This window comes from Limnohabitans sp. 2KL-1 (assembly GCF_003063435.1).
Taxonomy (GTDB): Bacteria; Pseudomonadota; Gammaproteobacteria; order Burkholderiales; family Burkholderiaceae_C; genus Limnohabitans_A.
In genome coordinates, this window is sequence record NZ_NESL01000016.1 from 1 (window position 1) to 22,225 (window position 22,225).

Genomic DNA, 22,225 nt, shown 5'->3' on the forward strand with positions numbered 1-22,225 from the left:
GCGTACTTTGATCGGCTGGGGGTGCCAAGGCTGTCCTGACCTCAAGCGCTCGAACCGCCCGGTGCGGACCCGCATGCCGGGTGGTGTGGCAGGGGTGCCTCCCATCAGGGAGGCCCCCTATGCCGATAGGCTCGCACGTTCAGTGCTTGGCCTGAGGACAAAACGGGTTCAGGGTCTGGTCAACTCACGGATGTCCCGCTCATAGTTGCGCAGCGTGCGTGCCAGGCGTTGGCGCTGTTCCGGGCTGGTGGTGTTGTGCAGTTGCGCCAGGTTGTCGCAGGCCTGTCGGGTCATCTTTTGCACCATGGCTCGTCCTGCGTCGTCCGGGGGCGTGAACCAGCGCATCCACACACCAAACAGGTTGGCTTCAATCTGGGCGGCGGGCACATTGCCCAAGGCCGACTGTCTCAACGTGGAGAGCAAATCCTGCTCGCGTCTCAAGCGCTCTTGCCGACCCCACTCCGGGTGCCAGCTGGATTGACTGACCTGGGTTTTGACCAAGGCGATCTGTGCTGCGCTCAGTTCGCCGTAAAACGAGCGGTAGCGTTCCAGTGTCTTGTCCACCCGACGTTCCAGCCGCTCGGTGGCACTGCCTTGTAGCCATTCTTTGTCCCAGTCTTCGTTCTTGCTGTCCTGGTGCCTGGCCAGGTGGCTCAGCTGGCGCGGGCCGAGCATTTGGACCACAGGAACAGCCTGCGTGATGGCGACCCGCATGGACCTGTCCATCATGCTTCGCGCTTCACCCCAAGCGCTGCACACTTGGTCGGCTTGCAGCTTGCCTTGGCTCAATTCTGTGGCGCGTTGCAGCAAATCACTGTAGGTGGCCAACTCCTGGCTGCGGTGCCATTGGTACAGGTTGGCCAGACCTTCCTTGGCCCGTTCGGTCTGCGCATCGTTGAACGAGACCGCGCTGTCGAGCCACCAATAAGACAAAGTGGGCAGTTGTTGGTAGCCCAGTTTGATGGCGCTGCAAGCTTGCAAGAGGGGGAGTGTCACAGCGATGACCAACCAACGCGACTGGGACAGATTGGGCCATCTGCGCCAGGGTTGCCAAGTCATGCGGGACCCTGCGAGGGTGGTGCCATGGAACAAAGAATTTGAAATACCCATTTTTGTAGCGCCTTGGTTGCGGCGATCATATGCCCGATAGGGGGCAGCGATAATTGATTTGTATCTAAAAACCGTCGCCCTGCTGTGGCCACTTGAGAAAGTAAATACCAAATGACTACAACGCTCTTGCTCCCCATTGATGTTGTTGTGATGGCCGCCGGCAAAGGCACCCGCATGAAAAGCCGCCTGCCCAAGGTGTTGCAGCGTCTGGCCGGGGTGCCGCTGGTGCAACATGTGCTGAACACTGCGGCGCAGCTGAACGCCCGCTCGGCGGTGGTCATCACCGGCCATGGTGCCGACCAGGTGGAGCCGGTTTTGCTGGCCCCCGGGCAGGTGCTGGCGGTGCAATGCGTGCGCCAGGAGCCCCAGTTGGGCACAGGCCATGCCGTGCAGCAAGCGGTGCCCGCGCTGGCCGATGACGGCGTGGTGGTGGTTTTGTCGGGCGACGTGCCGCTGACGCAGGCCGATACCTTGCAAGCGCTGATCGCCCAATGCGGCGGTGACCAACTGGCGCTGCTCACCATCGACTTTGCCGACCCCACCGGTTATGGGCGCATTGTGCGGGAGGGTGATGCGGTGCAGGCCATCGTCGAACACAAAGACGCGACCGACGCACAGCGCCAGATCAAAGAGGTTTACAGCGGCATCATGGCCGTGCCCGCACGCTGGCTCAAGGCCTGGCTGGCCCGGCTGGACAACCAGAACGCCCAGGGCGAGTACTACCTGACCGACGTGGTCAAGTTCGCCGTGGCCGATGGCGTGCCCGTGGTGGCGCACAAGATCACCGACCCGCTGCAGGTGGCGGGCATCAACAGCCCGGTGCAACTGGCCGAGCTGGAGCGTGCCCACCAGCTGCGCCAGGCGCACCGCCTGATGGAGCAGGGTGTGCGCCTGCAAGACCCGGCCCGCTTTGACCTGCGTGGCCAGCTCGACTGCGCGCAAGACGTCGAGATCGACGTGAACTGCATTTTTGAAGGCCGCGTGTCCTTGGGTGAAGGCGTGAAGATCGGTGCGAACTGCGTCATCGCCAACTGCACCCTTGCGGCAGGCGTGGTGATCCACCCCTTCACCCACATCGACGGCGAAAAATTGGGCGTGTCCGTGGGCGAGGGAGCTCTGATCGGGCCGTTCGCCCGCCTGCGCCCCGGCGCACAGCTGGGGGCTGAAGTGCACATCGGCAACTTTGTCGAGGTGAAAAATTCCACGATGGCCAAGGGTGCCAAAGCCAACCACTTGGCTTATCTGGGTGATGCCACGGTGGGCGAGCGCGTGAACTACGGCGCGGGCAGCATCACCGCCAACTACGACGGGGCCAACAAACACCGCACCGTGATCGAGGCCGACGCGCACATCGGCAGCAACTGCGTGTTGGTGGCCCCGGTAACGATTGGCGCAGGTGGCACTGTGGGCGGCGGCTCCACCATCACCAAGAGCACTGAACCTGGCGCTCTGAGCGTGGCGCGGGGCAAGCAGATCAGCATCGCCAATTGGGCGCGGCCTGCCAAAAAGCCCAAAGCCTGAGCTCGCCTGTTTGTGGGAGGCCGCCCCTGCGGCCGAAGAGTTGTTTGGTTTGAACGCCTGAAGCGGCCCGCAAACATTCGCGAGCAGGGGCTCGCTCCCACGAAGCTCGACTCGTGGACGGCTGTGAACGGGTTTTTAAACAACAGGCGGTTTCGTCAAAGGCCAAGTCGTTGTGAATTTCGCCCGTTTGGTTGAGAAGAACGCCTTCATATTGCGCACATTGGCGTCTTGCGTGAACAGCGCTTGGCTGATGACCAGGTAATGCGGCATGTCGCAGGCCTGCACCACCAGCATGAAGTCAGGCCCTGGCGAGACGCGCCAGCACTGCTGCACCGCGTCTTGAGCGATGGCACGGGCTTCGAACGCGTCCAGGTGTTCGCTGCCTTGTTTGTCCAAAGACACTTCAACCAGCGCTGTCAGCCCGTGGCCCAGCGTGGAGCCGAGCCGGTCGGTGCTGAGTACAGCCACTTGTCGCTCGATCCAGCCCCCCTCCATCAGGCGCTTGACGCGGCGCAGGCAAGTCGGGGGCGAGATATTGACTTTTTCGGCCAGCGCCACATTGCTCAGGCTGGCATCGTGCTGCAAGCTGTCCAGCAGTTGCAGGTCTATGGTGTCGAGTGTGTTTTGTTCCATTAAATTGATATCAATGAAATATTATTTTGATATCAAACTGATATCAACTTGATGTGAAATATACGGCAATTAATCATCAAATAATGATCAGAAATTTTACTCAACTGAGCATACCATTGCATTCATTCTTTTGATTGGAGTCCTCCTATGTGTGGCATCGTCGGCGCCGTTTCTTCCCGCAACATCGTTCCCGTGCTGGTTCAGGGCCTGCAACGGCTCGAATACCGGGGTTATGACTCGTGCGGCGTGGCCGTGCACGCGGCCAGCCTGAACGGCAAGACCGGTGGCCTTCAGCGCGCCCGCAGCACTTCGCGGGTGGCCGAGCTGATGGACCAAGTCAGCGCCGACCACATCGAAGGCGGCACGGGCATTGCCCACACCCGCTGGGCCACGCACGGTGCGCCGGCGGTGCACAATGCGCACCCGCACTTTAGCCACGGCACAGGCGCAGCAGACGCCAAGCCGGGCAAGGTGGCGCTGGTGCACAACGGCATCATCGAAAACCACGAAGAACTGCGCGCCGCCCTGCAAGCCAAGGGCTATGTGTTTTTGAGCCAAACCGACACCGAAGTCATTTCGCACTTGGTGGACAGCGTGTACGACGGCGATATTTTTGAAGCCGTCAAAACCGCCATTCGCCAACTGCACGGCGCGTACGCGATTGCCGTGTTCCACAAAGACGAGCCGCAGCGCGTGATCGGTGCGCGTGCGGGTTCGCCCCTCATCCTCGGCGTGGGCCAGGGCGAAACATTCCTCGCCAGCGACGCGATGGCGCTGGCGGGCGTGACCGACCAGATCGTGTACCTGGAAGAGGGCGATGTGGTCGACATCCAGCTGGGCAAATACTGGGTGGTGGACCGCGATCACAAAGCCGTGACCCGCGCCGTGAAAACCGTGCACGCCCACAGCGGCGCGGCCGAGCTGGGCCCTTATCGCCACTACATGCAAAAAGAAATCTTCGAGCAGCCCCGAGCCATTGCCGACACGCTCGAAGGCGTGGAAGGCATCACGCCCGAGCTGTTTGGCGATGGCGCGTATTCCACTTTCAAAGCGATTGACAACGTGCTGATCCTGGCCTGCGGCACCAGCTACTACAGCGGCTGCGTGGCCAAGTACTGGATCGAAGCCATTGCCAAAGTGCCTTGCCAGGTCGAGATCGCCAGCGAATACCGCTACCGCGAATCGGTGCCCAACCCCAACACCCTCATCGTCACCATCACCCAAAGCGGCGAAACCGCCGACACCCTGGCCGCGCTGCGCCACGCGCAAAGCCTGGGCATGACGCACACGCTCACCATTTGCAACGTGGCCACCAGCGCCATGGTGCGCGAATGCAAACACGCTTACGTGACCCGCGCTGGGGCCGAGATCGGCGTGGCCTCCACCAAAGCCTTCACCACGCAACTGGCTGGGCTGTTCTTGCTCACGCTGGCGCTGGCGCAGACCAAGGGGCGACTGTCAGACGAAGAAGAGGCCGGGCACATCAAAGCCATGCGCCACCTGCCCGCCGCGCTGCAAGCCGTGCTGGCGCTGGAGCCGCAAATCATCAGCTGGTCCGAAGAATTCGCGAGCAAAGAAAACGCGCTGTTCTTGGGGCGGGGCACGCATTACCCCATTGCGCTGGAAGGCGCGCTCAAACTCAAAGAGATCACCTACATCCACGCCGAAGCCTATGCAGCGGGCGAACTGAAACACGGCCCGCTGGCCCTGGTGACCAGCGCCATGCCGGTGGTGACCGTGGCGCCCAATGACCAGTTGCTGGAAAAACTCAAGAGCAACATGCAAGAAGTGCGTGCCCGTGGCGGCGTGCTCTATGTGCTGGCCGATGGCGACACAAAAATAGAAAGCAGTGAAGGCGTGAACGTGATTCGCATGCCCGAGCACTACGGCGTGCTGTCACCCATCTTGCATGTGGTGCCGCTGCAGCTGCTCAGCTATCACACGGCCTGTGCGCGGGGGACGGATGTGGACAAGCCGAGGAATTTGGCGAAGTCGGTGACCGTGGAGTAGTTCAGCTAGTGAGTAATTTTGACGATCTGACAGAAGTGGTCATGGTCGTCAAAGTGAAAAGTAGGGCGCTTTTCATTGGACCCTACTTGGAGGGTGTACAGAGTTTTGTGTAAAAGGGCCTGGGATCAGTGACCGTGGGCATGCGGACGCGTTGGTGTTGGCACGCGCTCTTTGATTCACATGCCCACATGCACCCCCGGCCGTCGCCCGTCGTTCCAATTCCCCCCCAGCGCCCGCTCGATCTGCGCGGCCAGTTGCAGCAGCAAGCCGTCGTTGGCCTGGCGGGCTTGGGCCTGGATGCCCAAAGGCAGGCCGTTGTCTTGCGTGGCCATGGGCAGTGAGATGCCCGGGATGCCGCACAGGTTCGACAGTGGGGTGTAGGCGAAGTTTTGCCAGAGGTTTTCGAACCAGTCGTACACCGAGGGGTTGTCGCTGATCGTCAGGTATTCGGTGGTGCCCAGCTTGGGTGTGGGCAAGGCGGTGATGGGCGTGAGGATGATGTCCCAGCGTTCAAAAAACTCGCCAAAGCCACGCGAGGTGGTGTTGAACACGGCCTGCATGCGGGCGCGTTCGGCATAGCTGGTTTTCAGACCTTCTTCCCAGATTTTGATGTTGATCGGTTCGACCCGATCGGCCGGTGGCCGCTCCAGCCCGAGGGGTTTGAGCAGGTTGGTGATGGTTTGCGCAAAGTTGCTGATGTAGCAGGTGGTTTGCGCAGCAAACGCGGCCTCCAGGTCCACCTCGGGCAGCGCCCATTCGACGTGGTGGCCCAGGCCTTGCAAAAAACGGCCCACTCGCTCTAACTCGGCCACAAAGTGCGGCACGGCGCGGTAGTGGCCCCATTCGTGCGACAAGGCGATGCGCAAGCGCGCCGGGTCGCGCTGGATGAGTGTGCTGTAGGGCTCGGCGGGTGACCAGTAGGGCATGAACTCGCCTGGTGCGCCGCCCCGGCAGTGGTCCACAAAGGCGGCCGTGTCACGAACAGTGCGGCTTTGGCAGCCTTGGGTCGAGACGAGTCCCGTGATGTCGGACGCGGCAGGCGCGATCGAGAACACGCCGCGTGAGGCTTTGAGGCCGATGTTGCCGTTGAACCCGGCGGGGATCCGGATCGAGCCGCCCCCGTCGGTGGCGTGCGACAAGGGCAAAACGCCCGCCGCCAACGCGGCTGCAGTGCCCGCCGATGAGCCGCAGGTGGTGTAGTTCAGGTCCCAGGGGTTGCGCGTCACATACACGGCCGGGTTCTCTGCCGAGCTGCACACGCCAAATTCGGGTGTGGTGGTGCGGCCGATGATGTTCAGCCCGGCATGCTTGATGCGCCCGGTCAGGTAGCTGTCGGCGGTGGCACGGTGGCCCTTCATCAAGAGTGAGCCCATTTCCTGCAAGCGGCCTTTGAGGGTGGGCCCCAGGTCTTTCATCAGGTAGGGCACGCCCGCAAAGGGGCCATCGGGGTTCATGCCGTCGCGTGTGGGCTCGTTGACCAGGTCATCAAACACTTCGACCACGGCACTCAATTGCGGGTTGACTTTGGCGATGCCCGCTGCGGTTTGTCGGGCCAGCTCAGCGGGGGTCACTTCGCCGCGCTGGACCCGTTCAGCCAAGCCAAGGGCATCGTGCTTGGCCCACTCATCCCAACTCATGACACATGACATATGGATCCACCTTTGTGCGTTGTGTGCGTTGCAGCACCTGTCAAATTAAAACAGAGTCAGGTGCAGTGGCCTGTCGCAGTCTTGTCGCCTGCTGACCGTGGGGCGGCGTGTCTTGGGGCAGCGTGTTTTGGCGCACGGACACAGGCAGCAAGCTGACCTATGGTGAAGATGTCCGGCTTGGTGCTGAGTGTGATGCTGAATGTTGCGCAGAGTGTGGCGCTGTGGCCGGCAGGTGGCCAAGTTCAGGCTTGGTCGTTTTTAATTCTTCCATGATGGGATTGCGCCATGAATGTCAAAACTTTCTGGGCCGCTTTGGCCGCCGCCGTGCTGGTTCTGGCGGCTTCGGGTTGTGCCGTGTCACGCGGACAGGAGTCTGTCGGGGCTTATGTGGACGATGCGGGCATCACGGCCATGGTCAAGTCGCGCTTCTTCGAGGACAAGGATGTGGCCGGTTCTGCCATCAGTGTGGAAACCCTGAAGGGCACCGTGTTGTTGTCGGGTTTTGCCAAAAATGCGCTGGAGCGCAACAAGGCAGAAAGCATTGCGCGAGGCGTCAAAGGCGTGACCTCGGTGCGCAACGAGATTGCTGTACGCCCTTGAACTGAAAGGGGTTTTCAGGGCTGATCGGGGCCAGATGCCTGGGGTCAATGGCGAGGGACTTCATGCGAAAATGACCAATGTTGAACACGCCTTCTGTGCGTGGTTTCTGTTGGTTTTTGAATGGACGAAGTCGCCTCGCATGAAACTGTGCATCCTGGACAACGATGTTTTGGACCCGGCAGCCGTGCCCATTTGGGGCAGCTATGCCGCCATGTTTGAGCGTTTGTTGCGCGGGGCAGGCTTTGAGGGTGAGATCGATGCTTACAGTGCGCGCCAGGGGAGTTATCCCGACTCGTTTGATGCTTACGATGCGGTGCTGTTGACCGGCAGTCGGTCTGACGCGTTTTCGGACGACGCCTGGGTGGTTGAATTGCGCGGGCGTGTGAGTGCCTTGCTGGCGCAGCAGAAAAAGCTCGTGGGTGTTTGCTTTGGCCACCAGTTGATTGCCCATTGTCTGGGGGCCAAGGTGGGCCGGGCCCCGCAAGGCTGGGGCTTGGGGCGCACGCATTACACATGGCATGAACCTTCGCATTTCAGCGATGGGGTGCAGCAGGTGTGCTTGCTGGCCAGCCACCAGGATCAGGTGCTGGAGTTGCCGCAGGGCGCTCGTTTGTTGGCCAGCAACGCACATTGCCCGATTGCCGCCTATGCCATCGGTCAGCAGGTGCTGTGCATTCAGCCGCATCCGGAATTTGAACCGGCGTACAGCGCTTTTCTGATGAACAAGCAGCTTGTGCGTCATGGGGAGGTGGTGATCCAGGAAAAATTGGCGGCCTTGCAGGGCGGGCATGACGGTCCACGCATGGGTCGGCTGATGCTGCGCTTCATGGGGCAGGTGTGAAGCGGTCCATGCCCCGTGCCAGCCCGGTCAAGCCGGGCATTGAAGTGCGCCGCTCCAGCGTGCATGGCCAAGGTGTTTTTGCACTGCGCGTTTTTGCCCCTGGTGAAACCATTTTGGAATATGTGGGGGAAATCATCACCCTACAAGAGGCTTTGCGGCGTCATCCGCACAATCCGCAAGACCCCCATCACACGTTTTACTTTCACATCCACGATGATCGGGTCATCGACGGTTTGCATGGTGGGAATGACTCGCGCTGGATCAACCACTCATGCCAGCCCAATTGCGAGCCGGACGAGGTGAAGGGCCGGATTTTCATCAAGGCGCGTCGGCCTGTTTTTCCGGGTGAAGAACTGAGCTTTGACTATGACCTGGTCAGCGATGAGCCTTTGACCGATGCGCTCAAAGCCGCTTATGCCTGCCGGTGCGGTGCGCGCAAATGCAGGGGCACCATGTTGAGTTCTTCTTTTTCTGGGTAGCGGTCTTCTGGCGGTGTGCGGCCCTCAAAAGCCCTGGCGTTTTTGCTCCCGCAGCATAAAGAGATAAAGGCTTTCCACTTTGTCGCGGGCCCAAGGGGTTTTGCGCAAGAACTTCAAACTGGAGCCGATGCTGGGGTCGTGCGTGAAGCACCGTATCGGGATGCGTTGGCCCAGATCGTCCCAGCCGTAAAAGTCGGCCAGTCGGGTGACGATGGCCTCCAAGGTCAGGCCATGCAGGGGGTTGCGTGCTTGTGTGGTCTGGCGGTCGGGTTCATGCGGTGGGGGGGATTCGGCATCGTGCATGCACCGATTGTCTACGCAAAAGGGCTTGGGCAAGCAGCGTTCACATGCGCCAGTATTTTCCGCAGCAACAGCAAGCCGGCATGTTCTTGCAGTGCCTGGGCCAGCTGAATGCGGGACATGGCCAAGCGCTGCTCGGGACTCCAAAGTGGCGGCGGCAAGGGGTCGTGTGGGGGGACGTTCATGTCTTGGCCACCTGTTTCAAGGTCAAGATGTCCAGCTGGACTTGGTGACGAAGTTTGGGAAACAGCGCGTTCGTGCGCAACCGGCAAGCCCAGGCACCCAAAGCCACACCCAGCAGGCAAAGGCCAAAGGGCAATGTCGGCAAGACCCATGGCTGTGGCATGCCCGCGCGGGGGAGCGCGCTCCAAAGCAGCGCAGCCACCCCACCCAGAGCCAGGCCCAACAGCAAGCACACCGCGCTCAAGGCCCCAAGAAGCCAGAAGCATTTGAGCCTGCGAACATGGTCAGCCAGTTCTTGTGCCGCCAGGTCGGCGTAGCCTTGCAGATGGTTTTTCAGCAGGCCGGGCGGCAGCAAGAAAATTTTCAGCCAAAGACTGGACATGGTCCGGGACAGCTCAGTGACTGCGTTCGCGCATCAGCCAGGTGGCGATCACGCCTGTCAGCAGACCTGCGCCTGCAGCGATCATGATCGATTTGAAGGGCGCATTTTGAATGTGATGTTCGGCGGTGGTGGTCATGTGTTTGGCCTGGTTTTCGATTTTGAGTTTGGCCTCTCGGGTGGTTTCTTGGCTTTGATGGGCCAGATCGTGAAGTCGCTCGTTCATGCGCTCAGCCATCTGGCCGATGACCGGTTTGGTCTGTTCGTAGGCTGTTTGCATGGTTTGCGTGATGTCGCTGCCCATGGCGGCAATGGTGTCGGTGGGGCTTTTGATGTCGGACATGTGGTGTGGCCTTTCAAGGTTCAAGGGGACAGGGAACAGGGAACAGGGAAGAGATGTTGGACTCTACGCAGAGGCCAACAGAAGGTCCGTGCGCAAGTTCACCCAAGTCGGTGGGGCATAGGGCAACAAGGTCTTTCTGAGGCCTGATGAACGTGGCCGAGCCGAGGCTGAAAAAATGACCAGGTCTCACGGGGATTGACCTGGTGACAGAACTGCCGTTAGGGTTGTGGTGGTGTCAAATGGGTCATTCACTTGAACACATTCACGTTTAAAAAAAGCCTGTGAATCCGCCGGATGGGAACCCCGGCGCCTTGACATGGCAACAAGAGACAAGACATGCACAACCGAGATGACCGTCTGAACAACGCACTGTTGGCCTGTTTGAGTGACGAAGCCTGGGCCAGGTGGCGACACATGTCGGATGTGCTGGCGTTGGAGCCGGGACAGTCCATGGACCAGGGTTCGGGGGCCACGGCTTGTGTGTACTTTCCGCTGGGAGCGGTGGTGGCGCTGCATGCGATCACCGAGGAGGGGGCGTATTCCGAGTTGGCCGTGGTGGGCAGGGAGGGCATGGTGGGTATCTCGGGCTTCATGGGCGGGGGCTCTTTTTTCAGCCGTGCCATCGTGCTCAAAGGGGGGCCGATGTTGCGCATCTCGGCGGTGGACTTGCGCCGCGAAGTTCAAAACTCACAGCACATGCTGATGTGTGCTTTGCGCTACACCCAGGCTTTGGTCACGCACATTGCGCAAACAGGGGTGTGCAACCGGCACCATTCGATTGACCAGGCCTTGAGGCGGTGGCTGCTGATGAGTCTGGATCGGGTCGGGGGGGAGTCCTTGCACATGACCCACGAATTGATGGCGCGCTTATTGGGTGTACGGCGCGAGGGCATCACCGAAGCGGCTGCGCGCCTGCAACACCAAGGGTTGATACGCTACGCCCGAGGACGCATCACAGTGACGGACCGGGACAGCCTCGCGCGGGGCGGTTGCGAGTGTTATCAGGTGGTCAAAAGTGAATATGAAAGGCTGCTGGATCATCAGCCCATTTGGCCGGGGTTGCATTGAACCCAAGTCACTGGGGACAAACAACGCGCACAGGCAGGGTCAGTGTGTTCATTCGCACAGACAGGTGGCATGGCGGGCCGTAGGCTGAAGTTCTCGCTGCGAACCGGATGACCCATGACCTCACTTGAACTGGCTGCAGATGCGTTGCGGCTGAATGTGAATCCGCTGACCTTGGGTTTGACCGATACCTCTGAGCTGGTTCAGCATGCGTTGCCCTGGATTGGTCAGGAGCGGGCCGAGGCGGCTGCACGTTTTGGCATGGAAATGTCGCAGCGAGATTACAACTTGTTTGTCTTGGGCGAGGTGGGCAGTGGCCGCTCGACCTTGCTGGGCTTGATGATGCAGGCGCAAGCCGCGCAGCGCCCGGTGCCACCCGATTTGTGTTTTTTGAACAACTTTGAAGAGCCCGACCACCCGATGGCTTTGCGGGTGCACGCAGGGCAAGGCCGACGTTTGCGCCTGACGATGGCGCAGTGTGTCAAAAATTTGCAATCGGAAGTGCCCAAGCGCTTGATGCAGGATGGTTTTCTGAGTGAGCGCAAACGCATTGAGCTGGCCTGCAAGTCCGAGGTGGATGCGGGTTACAGCGCGCTGAGTGCGTATGCCGAGGCGCATCACTTTGCCTTGATGCGTGACGAGGGGCACATGGTCTTCACGCTCAAGGACGCGCAAGGCGAGCCCGTGACGGCCGGCAAGGCGCTGCTGCTCAGCCCGCAGCAACGTGCCGAAATGGATGCCGCTGAAGAGGCGCTGAGGACCGAGATCGGGCGCTATCTGGAGAAGACCCGCTCACTGGAGCGTGTGATGAACGAGGGTTTGTCGGCCTTGCGCAGGCAGACCCTGCACCCTGTGCTGGAACGCGAGCTGGATGTGGTTCGCCAGCAAATGACCTTGACACCGTCAGCGAGCACCCAGCTCAATCGATACCTTCAACAGGTGCAGCAAAGCGTGCTGGACAACCTGGCTTTGTTCGAGCCAGGGGATGACGAGATGGTGCGACTCGAAGCACTGGATGCGGTCTTGTCCCTCTACCGTGTGAATGTGGCGGTGGACAACCACGCCCAGTCGGGCGCGCCTGTGATGGTGGAAGACAACCCGGTTTTCAGAAGTCTGTTTGGCAGCATTGAGTACGAATCGGACGGCAATGAGTTGGTGACCGATTTTTCGCAAATCAGGGCCGGCAGTTTGCTCAAGGCGCACGGCGGTTTTTTGATGTTGCATTTGCGGGATCTTTTGAGCGATGCGCCGGTTTGGGAAAAATTGCGACGCTTCATGCGCAGTGGTCGTGTGCAAATAGAGGAGCCGGGGATGTCGCTTGCGCCCATGGCCGCCGTTTCTTTGGAGCCCGAGGCGGTCGAGGTGGATGTGAAAATTGTGCTGATCGCTTCGGTTCAGGAGTATTACGCTGTGCAGGAGGTCGACCCGGAATTTGCACGGCGTTTTCGTTGCAAGGTGGATTTTGCGGAGAGTTTCAAGGCCACCGCACACACTGCGCACGCCACGGCCATTTTTGTGGCACACACCTGCCAGCGCTTGGGCCTGTTGCACTTTTCGGCCGCAGCGGTGGCCAGGGTCATTGAAGACAGCCACCGGCATGCCGGGGATCAGGCGCGGCAAAGTGCTTTGTTCGGTTTGTCGGAAACCCTGGTCATTGAAAGCCACGCGGTGGCCCGGCATCGGTCAGCCCGTTGCGTCGAGGCTGGCGATGTTCAGATGGCCATGCAGGCACGCGTATCGCGTTTGTCCTATCCCGAGCAACGCATTCTGGAAGCCGTTGCCGATGGTGATCGGGTGCTGGAGGTCCGTGGTGAGCGCGTGGCGCAGATCAATGGTCTGACGGTGATGGATTTGGGTGACTACAGGTTCGGGGTGCCTGTGCGCGTGACCGCTCGTTCCTATGCCGGAGATGAGGGCTTGCTCAACATCGAGCGAGAGGTGGACATGTCCGGGCCCATTCATGACAAGGGGGTGTTGATTTTGCACAGTTACCTGGCAGGCCTATTTGCGCACATCGCGCCTTTGTCGATGGATGCCGCGGTGGTGTTTGAGCAAGAGTATGAAGGTGTCGAAGGCGATTCGGCTTCCTGTGCCGAGTTGTATGCCCTGTTGTCCAGCCTGTCGGGGCTGCCATTGCGCCAGGGTATCGCGGTGACCGGTGCGGTCAATCAGCATGGCGATTTGCTGCCTGTGGGCGGTATCAATGAAAAGATTGAAGGCTATTTCAGATGCTGTGAAGTTTTGGGACTGGATGGCCAGCAAGGTGTCTTGATGCCTGCGCGCAACCGCAGGCATCTGATGTTGGATGAACGCGTGGTCCGCGCGGTGTCACAAGGGCAGTTTCACATCCATGTCGCTGACCAGGTGGGGGACGGTTTGAGCTTGCTCACGGGCTTGCCGTTTGGTGAACTTCGCGCGGGTGGGTATCCGCTGGATTCGGTCTTGGGCCGGGCGCAAAAAACATTGCAACGTTTTCGCTTGGCTTGTGAAGCGTTGGCGCTGAACCGGCCCCAACCGCGTGTGCGCAAACACCCGCATTGACGGCATGCGCCAGCGTGCATTGCGCCCTGTACTGGTTACGTAGTAGGCGGCTCACTGTTTCAGAGGATTTCGACGGCCTCATGGGCTGCTTATTGTGGTGAAGACGATCAGCCTCATGTCGAATCTGTCCGAGATTCGGCGCGGGCGTTGTGGTTTTCACAGAGAAAGAAAAATCCATGAGTATTGACCTGGTTCTGGCAGATCCTCACCCCGTGATGTTGGATGGTCTGTCGCATGATTTTCAGCAGTCTGCGGACTTTTCAGTCAAAGCGTGTGTGAACAATGGTGACGATGCACTGGAGGCCGTGCAGAAATTCAGGCCGGACATTCTGGTGATGGACCTGTCGCTGACCCAAAGAAGCGGCGTGTCCCTGATTGAAGAAATTCAGCTTCAAAAAATTCCGACACACACCGTGGTCTTCACTGGCGCGCCGATTGGTGAGGTGATGCGTGTCATCGACATGGGGATTCCCGGTTTGGTGTCCAAGGACAAATCCAAGCAGATCTTGGCTCGGTGCATCAAGTCGGTCCACTGCGGCAACAAATGGCTTGACCGTGATCTGACCATGAAAACCATGTCCTTGTTGCTGGAGCAGCAGAAGAAAAATGCCAACGCATCCAGTTTGCTGACACCCCGGGAAATGATGGTCGCGCGCATGGTCACCGAAGGCTGGCCCAATAAAAAAATAGCCAGCAAGCTGTTCATCAGCGAGGGGACGGCCAAGCTGCACTTGCACCACATTTACCAAAAACTCAACTGTCCCGGCCGCATGTCCTTGCAGCGCTACATGCAGGAAAACGGCTTGATCTGACCTTTGCTTTCACTTATTTCAGGAGCACCCATGGTGGACGAAAACAAACTCATCGGTATGGCTTATGCGGAGCACATGACCGATCACTATCGGCGCGCCTCGGAGGAGTTGCTGTATGCCTATCAGCGCAACAAGGAGGCTGCGCGGCACCATGAGGCGGGTGCCTTCAGGGCGGCGTTGCACCATGCCAAGCTGTCCAAGCACCACAGTTTCAATGCACATGAGCATCTGAAAGATGTGATGGCCTTGGCTGAAAAGATTGACGCCGTGAAACCCTCTTGTGAGGTGTCGCGCACGCCGCCAGGCAGTTGCGGGATTCAGTGAAGCAAAACGCGATGTTGTATGGGTGTATATGTGTTGATTCGAACAGTCAAAAAATCATTTCCTTTCTAGACTGAAGCTTCATGTGATGCCTATGGCGGATGTTGAATTCGCCCGGGTATCCCGCAGGGCAACCTGGAAACCCTGCGGTCTTTGGTTGATTGTTTGATTGAAGGAGCATCTCATGTCGATTCGAGTTTTGTTGTCTTCCCGTCACAAGGTGGTGTCTGAGGGCATCGCCGCCATTTTGAGAACTCACCATGACATCAATTTGGTCGGCATGGCCGATACCGATGAAAAAACACACAGCTTGTGCGACGAGGTGGACCCGGACGTGATCTTGATCGGGATGCATGCCCATGGGCATCAGGACTTGTCTTTGATGCAGCAAATACATTCGCACCCGGGTTGCAAAAACATGGTGGCTTTTTCGGGCGACTCGGACCGCAACTCGATCATGGAGATCCTGGACGCTGGTGCCAAGGGCTATGTGTCCACCACGAGCAGCATCGATGATTTGATGTCGGCCATTCGGGCCGCTGCCGCCGGACGGATGTATTTGTGCCAAACGGCAGCGACCGAAATGATGGAAAGTGTGCGCAAGTCGCGCTCGGGTGATGGTCACGCCAAAGGTCAATTGGGTGGACGTGAGGAGCAGGTTTTGCGCTTGATTGCCGATGGCTTCTCGTCCAAGGAAATTGCACGGGATTTGCAAATTGCACCCAGCACCGTCGAGGTGCATCGTCGCAACATCATGCGCAAAGTGGGTTTGCACAAGGTCGCTGATCTGACGCGCTATGCGATCCGCAATCAGATGGTTTCGGTTTGAGTGGCGGTGTCGTTGGGAGGACTTTTTTGCAGCATGGGCAGATATTGCTGCCTCAGAACGCCATAGCATTCGCAGGCCTGCTGTTGCAGGCCTTGGCGGTTCAACACTTCCATACGGCCTCGTGAATAACTGATCAGACCGTCTTGCATCAGCCTGGCAGCAGCCAGGCTGACGGCCTCTCGTCGCACCCCCAGCAGGTTGCTGAAAGCTTCATGGGTTTTGTGCACATGCAAGCTGTCTTGCCGGTCCATGATCATCAGCAACATGCGGCAAAGTTGCTGTTCCACGCTGTGGTGTTGCCTGCAGACATTGCCTTGGCCCATCTGGTTGATCAGCGCGTAGGCGAAGCGAAGAAACAACCGCTGTACTGCTTGGCCTTCATTGAAACTGTTGAGCACCACGCTCAGTCGAATGCGTATGGCCATGCCTGCGGTCTGCACCACCGCTTGGTTGGGTGTGGGGTCGTTGCCCAGCAGCAGGTACAAGCCCACGACGCCTTCGCGCCCCGTCATGGCTACTTCTGTCGTTGCACCGTTTTCCAGCACATAAATCCAGGACACGATGGCCGACGTGGGAAAGTAGACATGGGCAACGCTTTTACCGGGCTCGTGCAGCACCTTGCCTTGGGGTAAGTGGACGTGCTCAAAATGGGCTTGCCATGTTTCGTAAACCGATTCGGGAATCGAGGACAGGATGTGATTGCCGCAAGCTTGTCTCAAATTCATTTTTTAATGTTTTTTTGTTAAAAACGCCAAATTCAAACCATAATTTATCAGGGTTTTCCATGATTATTTGTGCGGTACCGTACATAGCAAAGTCCAAGTTGTTGCGCAGGCGACTTTTTGCAAGCTGTCGGTGGGGACGTCTGGGCGAGGCCCTCAGTGGGGTTGGTGAGCCTTTTTCAATCCGGACAGATCGAGAATGTGCAGTTGTCCGCGGGTGTAGCGCAGCAAGCCCATGTCACGCAATTCACCAGCCGCCAGGGTGATGCTGACGCGCCTGACGCCCAGCATGTGCGCCAGGTGTTCATGGGTCAGATGCAAGGTGGTGGTTTGTGCTTTTTCTGCAGACAGCACCAGCCACGCGGCCAGGCGTGCACGGATGTCCAACGTTTGCATGCAGGCCGCCACTGCTGCAACATGTTCCACCAGCTGCCACAGGTGGTGCGAGACAATTCCCAGCATGTGCGGGTTTTGCAGCATGAGCGCACGAAAGACGGAGGCTTTCACACCCCAGGCATGGCCGGTTGTTTGCACACGAAATTGCAGTTGTGGTGTGGAGGCGTTGAGTGCGTATTCCAGACCTGCGGCACTGTCTGAGCCCAGCAGGCCCACCGCCAAACTGCTGCGAGGTCCCCCTTGGACCATCAGGGCCACGGTGGCACCGGTCAGAAAATAAACCTGAGCTGCAGTGTCTGAAGCCTGAGGGTTGAGCATTTGCCCCGCCTTCAATGCCACGGGCTCGCAAAGGGCTTGCAACAGGGTCTGCTCTATGTCGGTCAGTTGGGTGAACAGGCTGTTCTGGGAAAGAGTCACAGAAAACACCCCCACGGTGGGTTGGCCGAAGCTTGCGAGGTCACGGGCTGAAAGAGGATGCGTGTTGTCCGGTGGGCATGGAGGGCTAGTATAAGTTCCTGTCATCGTCAATCTAACGGTTTCGGTCAGGTTTGAATGTTCGATAGAGAACATAAAATCAAGTTAAAACCAACGCAGACGACATGCAGGGCACGACCCGTTTGTCACCGCATGTAAGGCCTCCACCGTGACCCTCGAAAAATCCAACAACACGCTGCTCAGCCGTTTGCTGCGGGCCGTTCCGGATGCTGCGGCCAGCCTGGAACGGGTGCCGTTGACGCCAGGTGCCTGGCCGCTTGAAGGCACCGACAGCAACGCCCATGTGTACTTCCCGGAAGAAGGCCTGGTCAGCTTGTGGCGACCTGGACCCCAGGGGGCCGCCACAGTGCTGGCCGTTGCGGGCCGCCACAGTTGCTTGCTGCCCGGGTATTGGCAACCCGGGCCTTTTCAGGCGCATGTTTTGGTGCCGGGGCACGCACATCGGTTCAATTGGTCGCTGGTGCAAAGCGATTCGCAGCGCTATGCCGACTGGCTGTTGGAAACTGCAAAAGCCTCGCAGCAATTGATTCGCCAGGTGGCTCAAATGACGTATTGCGTCCAGCACCATGGTGTGGCGCAGCGCATGGCGAGCTGGTTGTTGATTTGCCTGAACCAGAATCCGCAGCCCAGTCTGCAAATTCAGCTGGCCGAACTCAAGCACTGGTTGTGTGTGTCACCTGAGCAGTTCCAGAGCGCCTTGGTCACGTTGCAGGCGCATGCGGCCATCCGGCTGGAATCCCCCTCGTCTGCCGACCTGCTGCCTGAGCATGAAGCGATGGCGTCGACGTTGCTGCACACGTCAGCGCCTGCACGTTTGGAGCAACTGGCTTGCTCGTGCCATCTGCAGGTGCAAGGGGGTGATTCAGCGCAAGCCCATGATGGACCGTGACAGGGCTTCGGCCACTTTGATGCCGTCGACCCCTGCCGACAAAATGCCCCCTGCGTAACTGGCACCCTCTCCCGCAGGGAACACGCCTTGCGTGTTGACGCTCTCAAGATTCTCACCACGCGGTATTTTCAGGGGCGATGACGTGCGCGTTTCCACCCCGGTCATGACCGCGTCGTGCATGTCGTAGCCTTTGATCTTGCGGCCGAACACCGGCAGGGCTTCGCGCATGGCGGCGACCGCGTAGTCGGGCAGCACGGTGGCCAGGTCGGTCAACTTCACGCCGGGTTTGTAGGACGGCTGCACGTTGCCCCAGGTGGTGGAGGGGCGCTGGGCCAGAAAGTCGCCCACCAGTTGGCCGGGCGCTTCGTAGTTGCTGCCGCCCACTTCAAAGGCCCGTGTTTCCAGTTGCCTCTGCAGCACGATGCCCGACAGGGGGTGCGGAGCAGGGGGCTGCTGCGCGGCGAGTTGCTGGGCCTCTAGCGCGAGTTGCGTGCCGTCCACGTCGCCAAAAGCGGCTTGCCAGGCGGCGGTGTCCAGCGGGTAGTCGGGTGGGTCGATGGCCACCACCATGCCGGCGTTGGCATTGCGTTCGTTGCGCGAGTACTGGCTCATGCCGTTGGTGACCACGCGGCCTGGCTCGCTGGTGGCCGCCACCACCGTGCCGCCGGGGCACATGCAAAAGCTGTAGACGGCACGGCCGTTTTGCGCGTGGTGCACCAGCTTGTAGTCGGCCGCACCCAGCAGCGGGTGGCCTGCGTGGCGGCCCCAGCGGGCTTGGTCGATCACGCTTTGCGGGTGCTCAATGCGCACGCCAATCGAAAACGCTTTGGCTTGCATGGCCACACCACGGCGGTGCAGCATGACAAAGGTGTCGCGTGCGCTGTGGCCCAGGGCCAGCACGGCGTGTTGGGTGTGCAAGGTTTGGAGCTTGCCCGTTCGCAGATCCTGCACCTGAAGGCCTGTCAATTGGAGGCCGTTGGTACCCGTGGACAGCAAGAGGTCGCTCACGCGCTGCTCGAAACGGATTTCGCCACCGAGTGCCATGATCTGCTCGCGAATGTTCTCGACCACCTTGACCAGCTTGAACGTGCCGATGTGCGGGTGTGCGGCATACAGGATGTCGGCCGGTGCGCCGGCCTTGACGAACTCATGAATCACCTTGCGACCCAGGTGTCGCGGGTCCTTGATCTGGCTGTAAAGTTTGCCGTCTGAAAACGTGCCTGCACCACCTTCGCCAAACTGCACATTGCTTTCGGGATGGAGCACTTTCTTGCGCCACAGGCCCCAGGTGTCCTTGGTGCGTTCGCGCACGGGTTTGCCCCGTTCGAGCACGATGGGTTTGAAGCCCATTTGCGCCAGGGCCAGTGCTGCAAACATGCCGCAAGGCCCGAAGCCCACGACCACCGGGCGTTCGTCTTCGCGCTGACCGAAGTCTTGGGGCGCATGGCAAGGCGCATGCCAGGTCATGTCGGGTGTGGGCTGGACGTGCGGGTGCTGCGCCAGCTTTTGCAGCAGTGCACTTTCGGCCTGGGCATCAAGCAGTGCAACGTCCACGATGTACACCGCCAGCAAGTCGGCCTTGCGGGCGTCAAAGCTGCGCTTGAACACTTGGAGTGTGGCAATGTCTTGTTCGGCTGTGCCCAAGGTCTTGGCGACCAGTTGACGCAGTGCCGCCTCGGGGTGCGGTGTCGGCAAGCGGTCTTCGTCGGTTTCAGACGGCGCATCGGCAGCGCGGCGCACTTCAACGGGCAGTGCCGAGAGGGGGAGTTTGAGTTCGGAAATTCGGATCATGGTCGTGGCTTGTGGTTATCAAGCAAGAAGCCGTGATTATCGCCGCCCCCAACACGGCACAATCACGGCATGACCGAAATGAATGCCCCCGAAATTGCCGACACCGTGCGCTGGCTTGAACGCGCCGTGATCGGCCTGAACCTGTGCCCCTTTGCCAAAGCCCCGCATGTCAAAGGCCAGATCCATTACGTGCTGAGCGAGGCCAAAGGCCTTGAAGGCCTGCGTGATGAGCTGATCGAGCAGTTGCAGGCGCTGGCCGCCACGTCTGCCGAAGAGCGCGAGACGGTGTTGCTGATCGTTCCGCAGATGCTGCGGGACTTTCTGGAGTTCAACGACTTTCTGGACGAAGCCGATGCGGTGCTGCAAGAGCTGGACATGGAAGGCGTGTTCCAGGTGGCGAGTTTCCACCCCGAGTTTCAGTTCGCCGACACCGAGCCGGACGACATCACCAATTTCACCAACCGCTCGCCTTACCCCACGCTGCACCTGCTGCGAGAGGAAAGCATTGACCGGGCGGTGGAGGCTTTTCCCGAGGCCGAGATGATTTACGAGACCAACATCGCCACGATGGAGAAGTTGGGTGCCGAGGGCTGGAAGGCATTGGACGTGGGACCGACGCCATGAAAAAACGCACGCCTGCCGTTGCAGCCACAACCGAGCTGCCGCCCGAAGTGCGCCCGGGTCAATCGGTCGAGTTGCTCAAGCAACTGCACATCCTGACCCGCGACGGCAAGCTCAACCAGGACTCGCGCCGCAAGCTCAAGCAGGTCTACCACCTGTTCCAGTTCATCGAAAAGCTGCTGCTCGAATTGCCCGCCAGCGACAGCGGCCCCACGCTCGCCGACCACGGTGCAGGCAAGTCGTATCTGGGTTTCATCATTTACGACCTGTTTTTCAAAGCGCTGGGCCAAGGCACGATCTACGGCATCGAAACGCGCAGCGAGCTGGTCGAATCGTCCAAAGCGCTGGCTGGGCGGCTGGGTTTTGAGCGCATGCGCTTTTTGAACGTGAGCGTGGCCGAGTCCACCCAAAGCGATGAAATGCCCGCGCAGATCGACGTGGTGACGGCCCTGCACGCCTGCGACACCGCCACCGACGATGCCATCGCTTTTGGCCTGCAAAAGAAAGCCAAGTTCATGGTGCTGGTGCCCTGCTGCCAAGCCGAACTGGCCCGAGCGCTCAACCAGAACAAGGCGCTCAATTTGCAGCGCACCCCCCTGGCCGAGCTGTGGCGTCACCCTCTGCACACCCGCGAAGTGGGCAGCCAACTGACCAATGTGCTCCGTTGCCTGTATTTGGAGTCACAGGGCTACCAGGTCACAGTGACCGAGCTGGTGGGCTGGGAGCACAGCATGAAGAACGAGCTGATCCTGGCCAAATACACTGGCCAGAAAAAACGCGCCTCCGGCGAGCGGTTGCTGGCGTTGTTGAAGGAGTTTGGGGTGGAGGGGCTGATGGGTGGGCGGTATCCGCTGGTGGTGAATTAATCGGGGTCAGATCCCCATTAAACTGGCCATCTCTTTCAAGGAGATTCGCCATGGCCCGCCAGCCCCGCCTCACCGTTGCCGGTTATCCGCACCACGTCATCCAGCGTGGCAACGACCGCCAGGCCATCGTGCGCGACGATGCCGACCGGGAGCGTTTGCTGGCGTTGTGGCAAGAGCACGCCAGGACTTTCAAGGTGGCTATCCATGCCTGGGTGATCATGGACAACCACTTCCATTTGCTGGTCACGCCCGAAACCGATGAGGGCCTGCCGCAGATGATGCAGGCGGTGGGCCGGGCCTATGTGCGCTATTTCAATTTGCGGCACCAGCGCACCGGCACGCTGTGGGAAGGGCGCTACCGCAGCAACCTGATTGAGAGTGAGCGTTATCTTTTGGCCTGCATGGTTTACATCGACCTCAACCCGGTGCGGGCGGGCATGGTGGCGCAAGCTGCCGACTACAAATGGTCAACCCACAGGCACTGTATTGGGCAGGTGAGCGACAAATGGGTGACCCCGCATGCCCTTTTTTGGGGCTTGGGCAACACCCCGTTTGCGCGCGAGGCGGCCTATGCCGAACTCGTTCAGACCGGTTTGGCGCAGTCCGAAAAAGACCGGTTGACCCAAACGGCCTTGTCGGGTTGGGCGCTGGGTTCGGATGATTTTGTGGGGCAGTTGCAGCAGTCCACGGCGAGGCGACTGGTCCCTGGCAAGGCCGGACGGCCGTTCAAAAAGACAGCCGGACCTGTGGTGAATTGAATCCGTCCCCAATTAATTCAGAATTCGTTGAAAATGAAAATTAATTGGGATCTGACCCCAATTAAAAAGAT

The 22,225-nt window shown here is 59.6% G+C and carries 24 protein-coding genes; 14 read left to right on the forward strand and 10 right to left on the reverse strand.

Annotated elements, in window-relative coordinates; all coding sequences use genetic code 11:
• Positions 1–168: 168 nt before the first annotated feature.
• Entirely contained in the window at positions 169–996 is an 828-nt protein-coding gene (locus tag B9Z47_RS17590) for a DUF6279 family lipoprotein (protein WP_233253868.1), read from the reverse strand.
• A 264-nt stretch (positions 997–1,260) separates the two neighbouring features.
• On the opposite strand from B9Z47_RS17590, the gene glmU reads away from it, so the two are divergent.
• Positions 1,261–2,631, forward strand: coding sequence for a bifunctional UDP-N-acetylglucosamine diphosphorylase/glucosamine-1-phosphate N-acetyltransferase GlmU (gene glmU, locus B9Z47_RS17595; RefSeq protein WP_233253869.1), 1,371 nt, complete (start codon positions 1,261–1,263; stop codon positions 2,629–2,631).
• Positions 2,632–2,766: 135 nt separating this feature from the next.
• Here glmU and B9Z47_RS17600 read toward each other — a convergent pair whose 3' ends face one another.
• Positions 2,767–3,264: an Lrp/AsnC family transcriptional regulator gene (locus B9Z47_RS17600; protein ID WP_108332514.1), complete on the reverse strand. Its 498-nt coding sequence runs from the start codon at positions 3,262–3,264 to the stop codon at positions 2,767–2,769.
• A gap of 147 nt (positions 3,265–3,411) precedes the next feature.
• Here B9Z47_RS17600 and glmS point away from each other — a divergent pair, with 147 nt between their 5' ends.
• Entirely contained in the window at positions 3,412–5,274 is a 1,863-nt protein-coding gene (glmS, locus tag B9Z47_RS17605) for a glutamine--fructose-6-phosphate transaminase (isomerizing) (protein ID WP_108332515.1), read from the forward strand.
• A gap of 176 nt (positions 5,275–5,450) precedes the next feature.
• Here glmS and B9Z47_RS17610 read toward each other — a convergent pair whose 3' ends face one another.
• Positions 5,451–6,911 carry an amidase gene (locus tag B9Z47_RS17610; protein ID WP_233253870.1) on the reverse strand — a complete coding sequence of 487 codons (1,461 nt, stop codon included), beginning with the start codon at positions 6,909–6,911 and terminating at the stop codon, positions 5,451–5,453.
• A 297-nt stretch (positions 6,912–7,208) separates the two neighbouring features.
• Here B9Z47_RS17610 and B9Z47_RS17615 point away from each other — a divergent pair, with 297 nt between their 5' ends.
• The 3 genes from B9Z47_RS17615 (at position 7,209) to B9Z47_RS17625 (ending at position 8,843) form a co-directional block, all read left to right on the forward strand.
• Positions 7,209–7,523 carry a BON domain-containing protein gene (locus B9Z47_RS17615; protein WP_108332517.1) on the forward strand — a complete coding sequence of 105 codons (315 nt, stop codon included), beginning with the start codon at positions 7,209–7,211 and terminating at the stop codon, positions 7,521–7,523.
• A gap of 139 nt (positions 7,524–7,662) precedes the next feature.
• Positions 7,663–8,364: an amidotransferase gene (locus B9Z47_RS17620; RefSeq protein WP_108332518.1), complete on the forward strand. Its 702-nt coding sequence runs from the start codon at positions 7,663–7,665 to the stop codon at positions 8,362–8,364.
• A gap of 8 nt (positions 8,365–8,372) precedes the next feature.
• Entirely contained in the window at positions 8,373–8,843 is a 471-nt protein-coding gene (locus tag B9Z47_RS17625) for an SET domain-containing protein (RefSeq protein ID WP_108332519.1), read from the forward strand.
• A gap of 24 nt (positions 8,844–8,867) precedes the next feature.
• Here the strand turns inward: B9Z47_RS17625 and B9Z47_RS17630 are convergent, their stop codons facing one another.
• The 4 genes from B9Z47_RS17630 to B9Z47_RS17640 are packed head-to-tail and all read right to left on the reverse strand — an operon-like array spanning position 8,868 to position 10,048.
• Positions 8,868–9,146, reverse strand: a complete 279-nt coding sequence (locus tag B9Z47_RS17630) for a VF530 family DNA-binding protein (protein WP_108332520.1) — start codon at positions 9,144–9,146, stop codon at positions 8,868–8,870.
• Between the two features lie 11 nt (positions 9,147–9,157).
• Positions 9,158–9,328, reverse strand: a complete 171-nt coding sequence (locus tag B9Z47_RS18605) for a hypothetical protein (RefSeq protein WP_158271707.1) — start codon at positions 9,326–9,328, stop codon at positions 9,158–9,160.
• Positions 9,325–9,708 (reverse strand): hypothetical protein, encoded by a 384-nt coding sequence (locus tag B9Z47_RS17635; protein WP_108332521.1) that lies wholly within the window; start codon positions 9,706–9,708, stop codon positions 9,325–9,327. The genes B9Z47_RS18605 and B9Z47_RS17635 overlap by 4 nt, the downstream gene beginning before the upstream one ends.
• Before the next feature lie 13 nt (positions 9,709–9,721).
• On the reverse strand, positions 9,722–10,048 hold the full coding sequence (locus tag B9Z47_RS17640) for a DUF883 family protein (RefSeq protein WP_108332522.1): 327 nt from the start codon (positions 10,046–10,048) through the stop codon (positions 9,722–9,724).
• 336 nt (positions 10,049–10,384) lie between these two features.
• On the opposite strand from B9Z47_RS17640, the gene B9Z47_RS17645 reads away from it, so the two are divergent.
• The 5 genes from B9Z47_RS17645 to B9Z47_RS17665 all read left to right on the forward strand — a co-directional run bounded on the left by B9Z47_RS17645 (position 10,385) and on the right by B9Z47_RS17665 (position 15,616).
• Entirely contained in the window at positions 10,385–11,116 is a 732-nt protein-coding gene (locus tag B9Z47_RS17645; RefSeq protein ID WP_108332523.1) for a Crp/Fnr family transcriptional regulator, read from the forward strand.
• Positions 11,117–11,230: 114 nt separating this feature from the next.
• Positions 11,231–13,654, forward strand: a complete 2,424-nt coding sequence (locus B9Z47_RS17650) for a Lon protease family protein (RefSeq protein WP_108332524.1) — start codon at positions 11,231–11,233, stop codon at positions 13,652–13,654.
• Positions 13,655–13,830: 176 nt separating this feature from the next.
• A complete protein-coding gene (locus tag B9Z47_RS17655) occupies positions 13,831–14,466 on the forward strand; it encodes a LuxR C-terminal-related transcriptional regulator (protein WP_108332525.1) in 636 nt (211 codons plus the stop codon).
• Between the two features lie 30 nt (positions 14,467–14,496).
• The gene (locus B9Z47_RS17660) at positions 14,497–14,790 is read left to right on the forward strand and encodes a hypothetical protein (RefSeq protein ID WP_108332526.1); all 294 of its coding nucleotides are present in this window, start codon (positions 14,497–14,499) and stop codon (positions 14,788–14,790) included.
• A 181-nt stretch (positions 14,791–14,971) separates the two neighbouring features.
• Complete coding sequence (locus tag B9Z47_RS17665) at positions 14,972–15,616, forward strand: response regulator transcription factor (protein WP_108332527.1); 645 nt, start codon at positions 14,972–14,974, stop codon at positions 15,614–15,616.
• On the opposite strand, the gene B9Z47_RS17670 is transcribed toward B9Z47_RS17665, so the two are convergent.
• Together B9Z47_RS17670 and B9Z47_RS17675 are read right to left on the reverse strand one after the other, a co-directional pair.
• Positions 15,598–16,341, reverse strand: coding sequence for a Crp/Fnr family transcriptional regulator (locus tag B9Z47_RS17670; protein ID WP_108332528.1), 744 nt, complete (start codon positions 16,339–16,341; stop codon positions 15,598–15,600). The two genes, B9Z47_RS17665 and B9Z47_RS17670, sit on opposite strands and share 19 nt — an antisense overlap.
• Before the next feature lie 153 nt (positions 16,342–16,494).
• A complete protein-coding gene (locus B9Z47_RS17675) occupies positions 16,495–17,151 on the reverse strand; it encodes a Crp/Fnr family transcriptional regulator (protein ID WP_158271708.1) in 657 nt (218 codons plus the stop codon).
• Positions 17,152–17,377: 226 nt separating this feature from the next.
• On the opposite strand from B9Z47_RS17675, the gene B9Z47_RS17680 reads away from it, so the two are divergent.
• Positions 17,378–18,118 (forward strand): Crp/Fnr family transcriptional regulator, encoded by a 741-nt coding sequence (locus B9Z47_RS17680; protein WP_108332530.1) that lies wholly within the window; start codon positions 17,378–17,380, stop codon positions 18,116–18,118.
• Here the strand turns inward: B9Z47_RS17680 and B9Z47_RS17685 are convergent.
• Entirely contained in the window at positions 18,092–19,909 is a 1,818-nt protein-coding gene (locus B9Z47_RS17685; RefSeq protein WP_108332531.1) for an NAD(P)/FAD-dependent oxidoreductase, read from the reverse strand. The genes B9Z47_RS17680 and B9Z47_RS17685 overlap by 27 nt on opposite strands.
• Positions 19,910–19,978: 69 nt before the next feature.
• On the opposite strand from B9Z47_RS17685, the gene B9Z47_RS17690 reads away from it, so the two are divergent.
• From B9Z47_RS17690 to B9Z47_RS17700, 3 genes are read left to right on the forward strand one after another with little or no spacing between them, the layout of a single operon-like run.
• Complete coding sequence (locus B9Z47_RS17690; protein ID WP_108332532.1) at positions 19,979–20,533, forward strand: DUF1415 domain-containing protein; 555 nt, start codon at positions 19,979–19,981, stop codon at positions 20,531–20,533.
• Positions 20,530–21,396: an SAM-dependent methyltransferase gene (locus B9Z47_RS17695; RefSeq protein WP_108332533.1), complete on the forward strand. Its 867-nt coding sequence runs from the start codon at positions 20,530–20,532 to the stop codon at positions 21,394–21,396. Before B9Z47_RS17690 ends, B9Z47_RS17695 begins: the two co-directional genes overlap by 4 nt.
• A gap of 50 nt (positions 21,397–21,446) precedes the next feature.
• Positions 21,447–22,154 (forward strand): transposase, encoded by a 708-nt coding sequence (locus B9Z47_RS17700; RefSeq protein ID WP_108332534.1) that lies wholly within the window; start codon positions 21,447–21,449, stop codon positions 22,152–22,154.
• Positions 22,155–22,225 lie beyond the last annotated feature (71 nt).

Bases quoted from the DNA above. Each gene is read 5' to 3' on its own strand.
- glmU (WP_233253869.1), top strand. From the start codon at position 1,261: ATGGCCGCCGGCAAAGGCACCCGCATGAAAAGCCGCCTGCCCAAGGTG.
- B9Z47_RS17600 (WP_108332514.1), bottom strand. From the start codon at position 3,264: ATGGAACAAAACACACTCGACACCATAGACCTGCAACTGCTGGACAGC.
- glmS (WP_108332515.1), top strand. From the start codon at position 3,412: ATGTGTGGCATCGTCGGCGCCGTTTCTTCCCGCAACATCGTTCCCGTG.
- B9Z47_RS17610 (WP_233253870.1), bottom strand. From the start codon at position 6,911: ATGAGTTGGGATGAGTGGGCCAAGCACGATGCCCTTGGCTTGGCTGAA.
- B9Z47_RS17615 (WP_108332517.1), top strand. From the start codon at position 7,209: ATGAATGTCAAAACTTTCTGGGCCGCTTTGGCCGCCGCCGTGCTGGTT.
- B9Z47_RS17620 (WP_108332518.1), top strand. From the start codon at position 7,663: ATGAAACTGTGCATCCTGGACAACGATGTTTTGGACCCGGCAGCCGTG.
- B9Z47_RS17625 (WP_108332519.1), top strand. From the start codon at position 8,373: ATGCCCCGTGCCAGCCCGGTCAAGCCGGGCATTGAAGTGCGCCGCTCC.
- B9Z47_RS17630 (WP_108332520.1), bottom strand. From the start codon at position 9,146: ATGCACGATGCCGAATCCCCCCCACCGCATGAACCCGACCGCCAGACC.
- B9Z47_RS18605 (WP_158271707.1), bottom strand. From the start codon at position 9,328: ATGAACGTCCCCCCACACGACCCCTTGCCGCCGCCACTTTGGAGTCCC.
- B9Z47_RS17635 (WP_108332521.1), bottom strand. From the start codon at position 9,708: ATGTCCAGTCTTTGGCTGAAAATTTTCTTGCTGCCGCCCGGCCTGCTG.
- B9Z47_RS17640 (WP_108332522.1), bottom strand. From the start codon at position 10,048: ATGTCCGACATCAAAAGCCCCACCGACACCATTGCCGCCATGGGCAGC.
- B9Z47_RS17645 (WP_108332523.1), top strand. From the start codon at position 10,385: ATGCACAACCGAGATGACCGTCTGAACAACGCACTGTTGGCCTGTTTG.
- B9Z47_RS17650 (WP_108332524.1), top strand. From the start codon at position 11,231: ATGACCTCACTTGAACTGGCTGCAGATGCGTTGCGGCTGAATGTGAAT.
- B9Z47_RS17655 (WP_108332525.1), top strand. From the start codon at position 13,831: ATGAGTATTGACCTGGTTCTGGCAGATCCTCACCCCGTGATGTTGGAT.
- B9Z47_RS17660 (WP_108332526.1), top strand. From the start codon at position 14,497: ATGGTGGACGAAAACAAACTCATCGGTATGGCTTATGCGGAGCACATG.
- B9Z47_RS17665 (WP_108332527.1), top strand. From the start codon at position 14,972: ATGTCGATTCGAGTTTTGTTGTCTTCCCGTCACAAGGTGGTGTCTGAG.
- B9Z47_RS17670 (WP_108332528.1), bottom strand. From the start codon at position 16,341: ATGAATTTGAGACAAGCTTGCGGCAATCACATCCTGTCCTCGATTCCC.
- B9Z47_RS17685 (WP_108332531.1), bottom strand. From the start codon at position 19,909: ATGATCCGAATTTCCGAACTCAAACTCCCCCTCTCGGCACTGCCCGTT.
- B9Z47_RS17690 (WP_108332532.1), top strand. From the start codon at position 19,979: ATGACCGAAATGAATGCCCCCGAAATTGCCGACACCGTGCGCTGGCTT.
- B9Z47_RS17695 (WP_108332533.1), top strand. From the start codon at position 20,530: ATGAAAAAACGCACGCCTGCCGTTGCAGCCACAACCGAGCTGCCGCCC.
- B9Z47_RS17700 (WP_108332534.1), top strand. From the start codon at position 21,447: ATGGCCCGCCAGCCCCGCCTCACCGTTGCCGGTTATCCGCACCACGTC.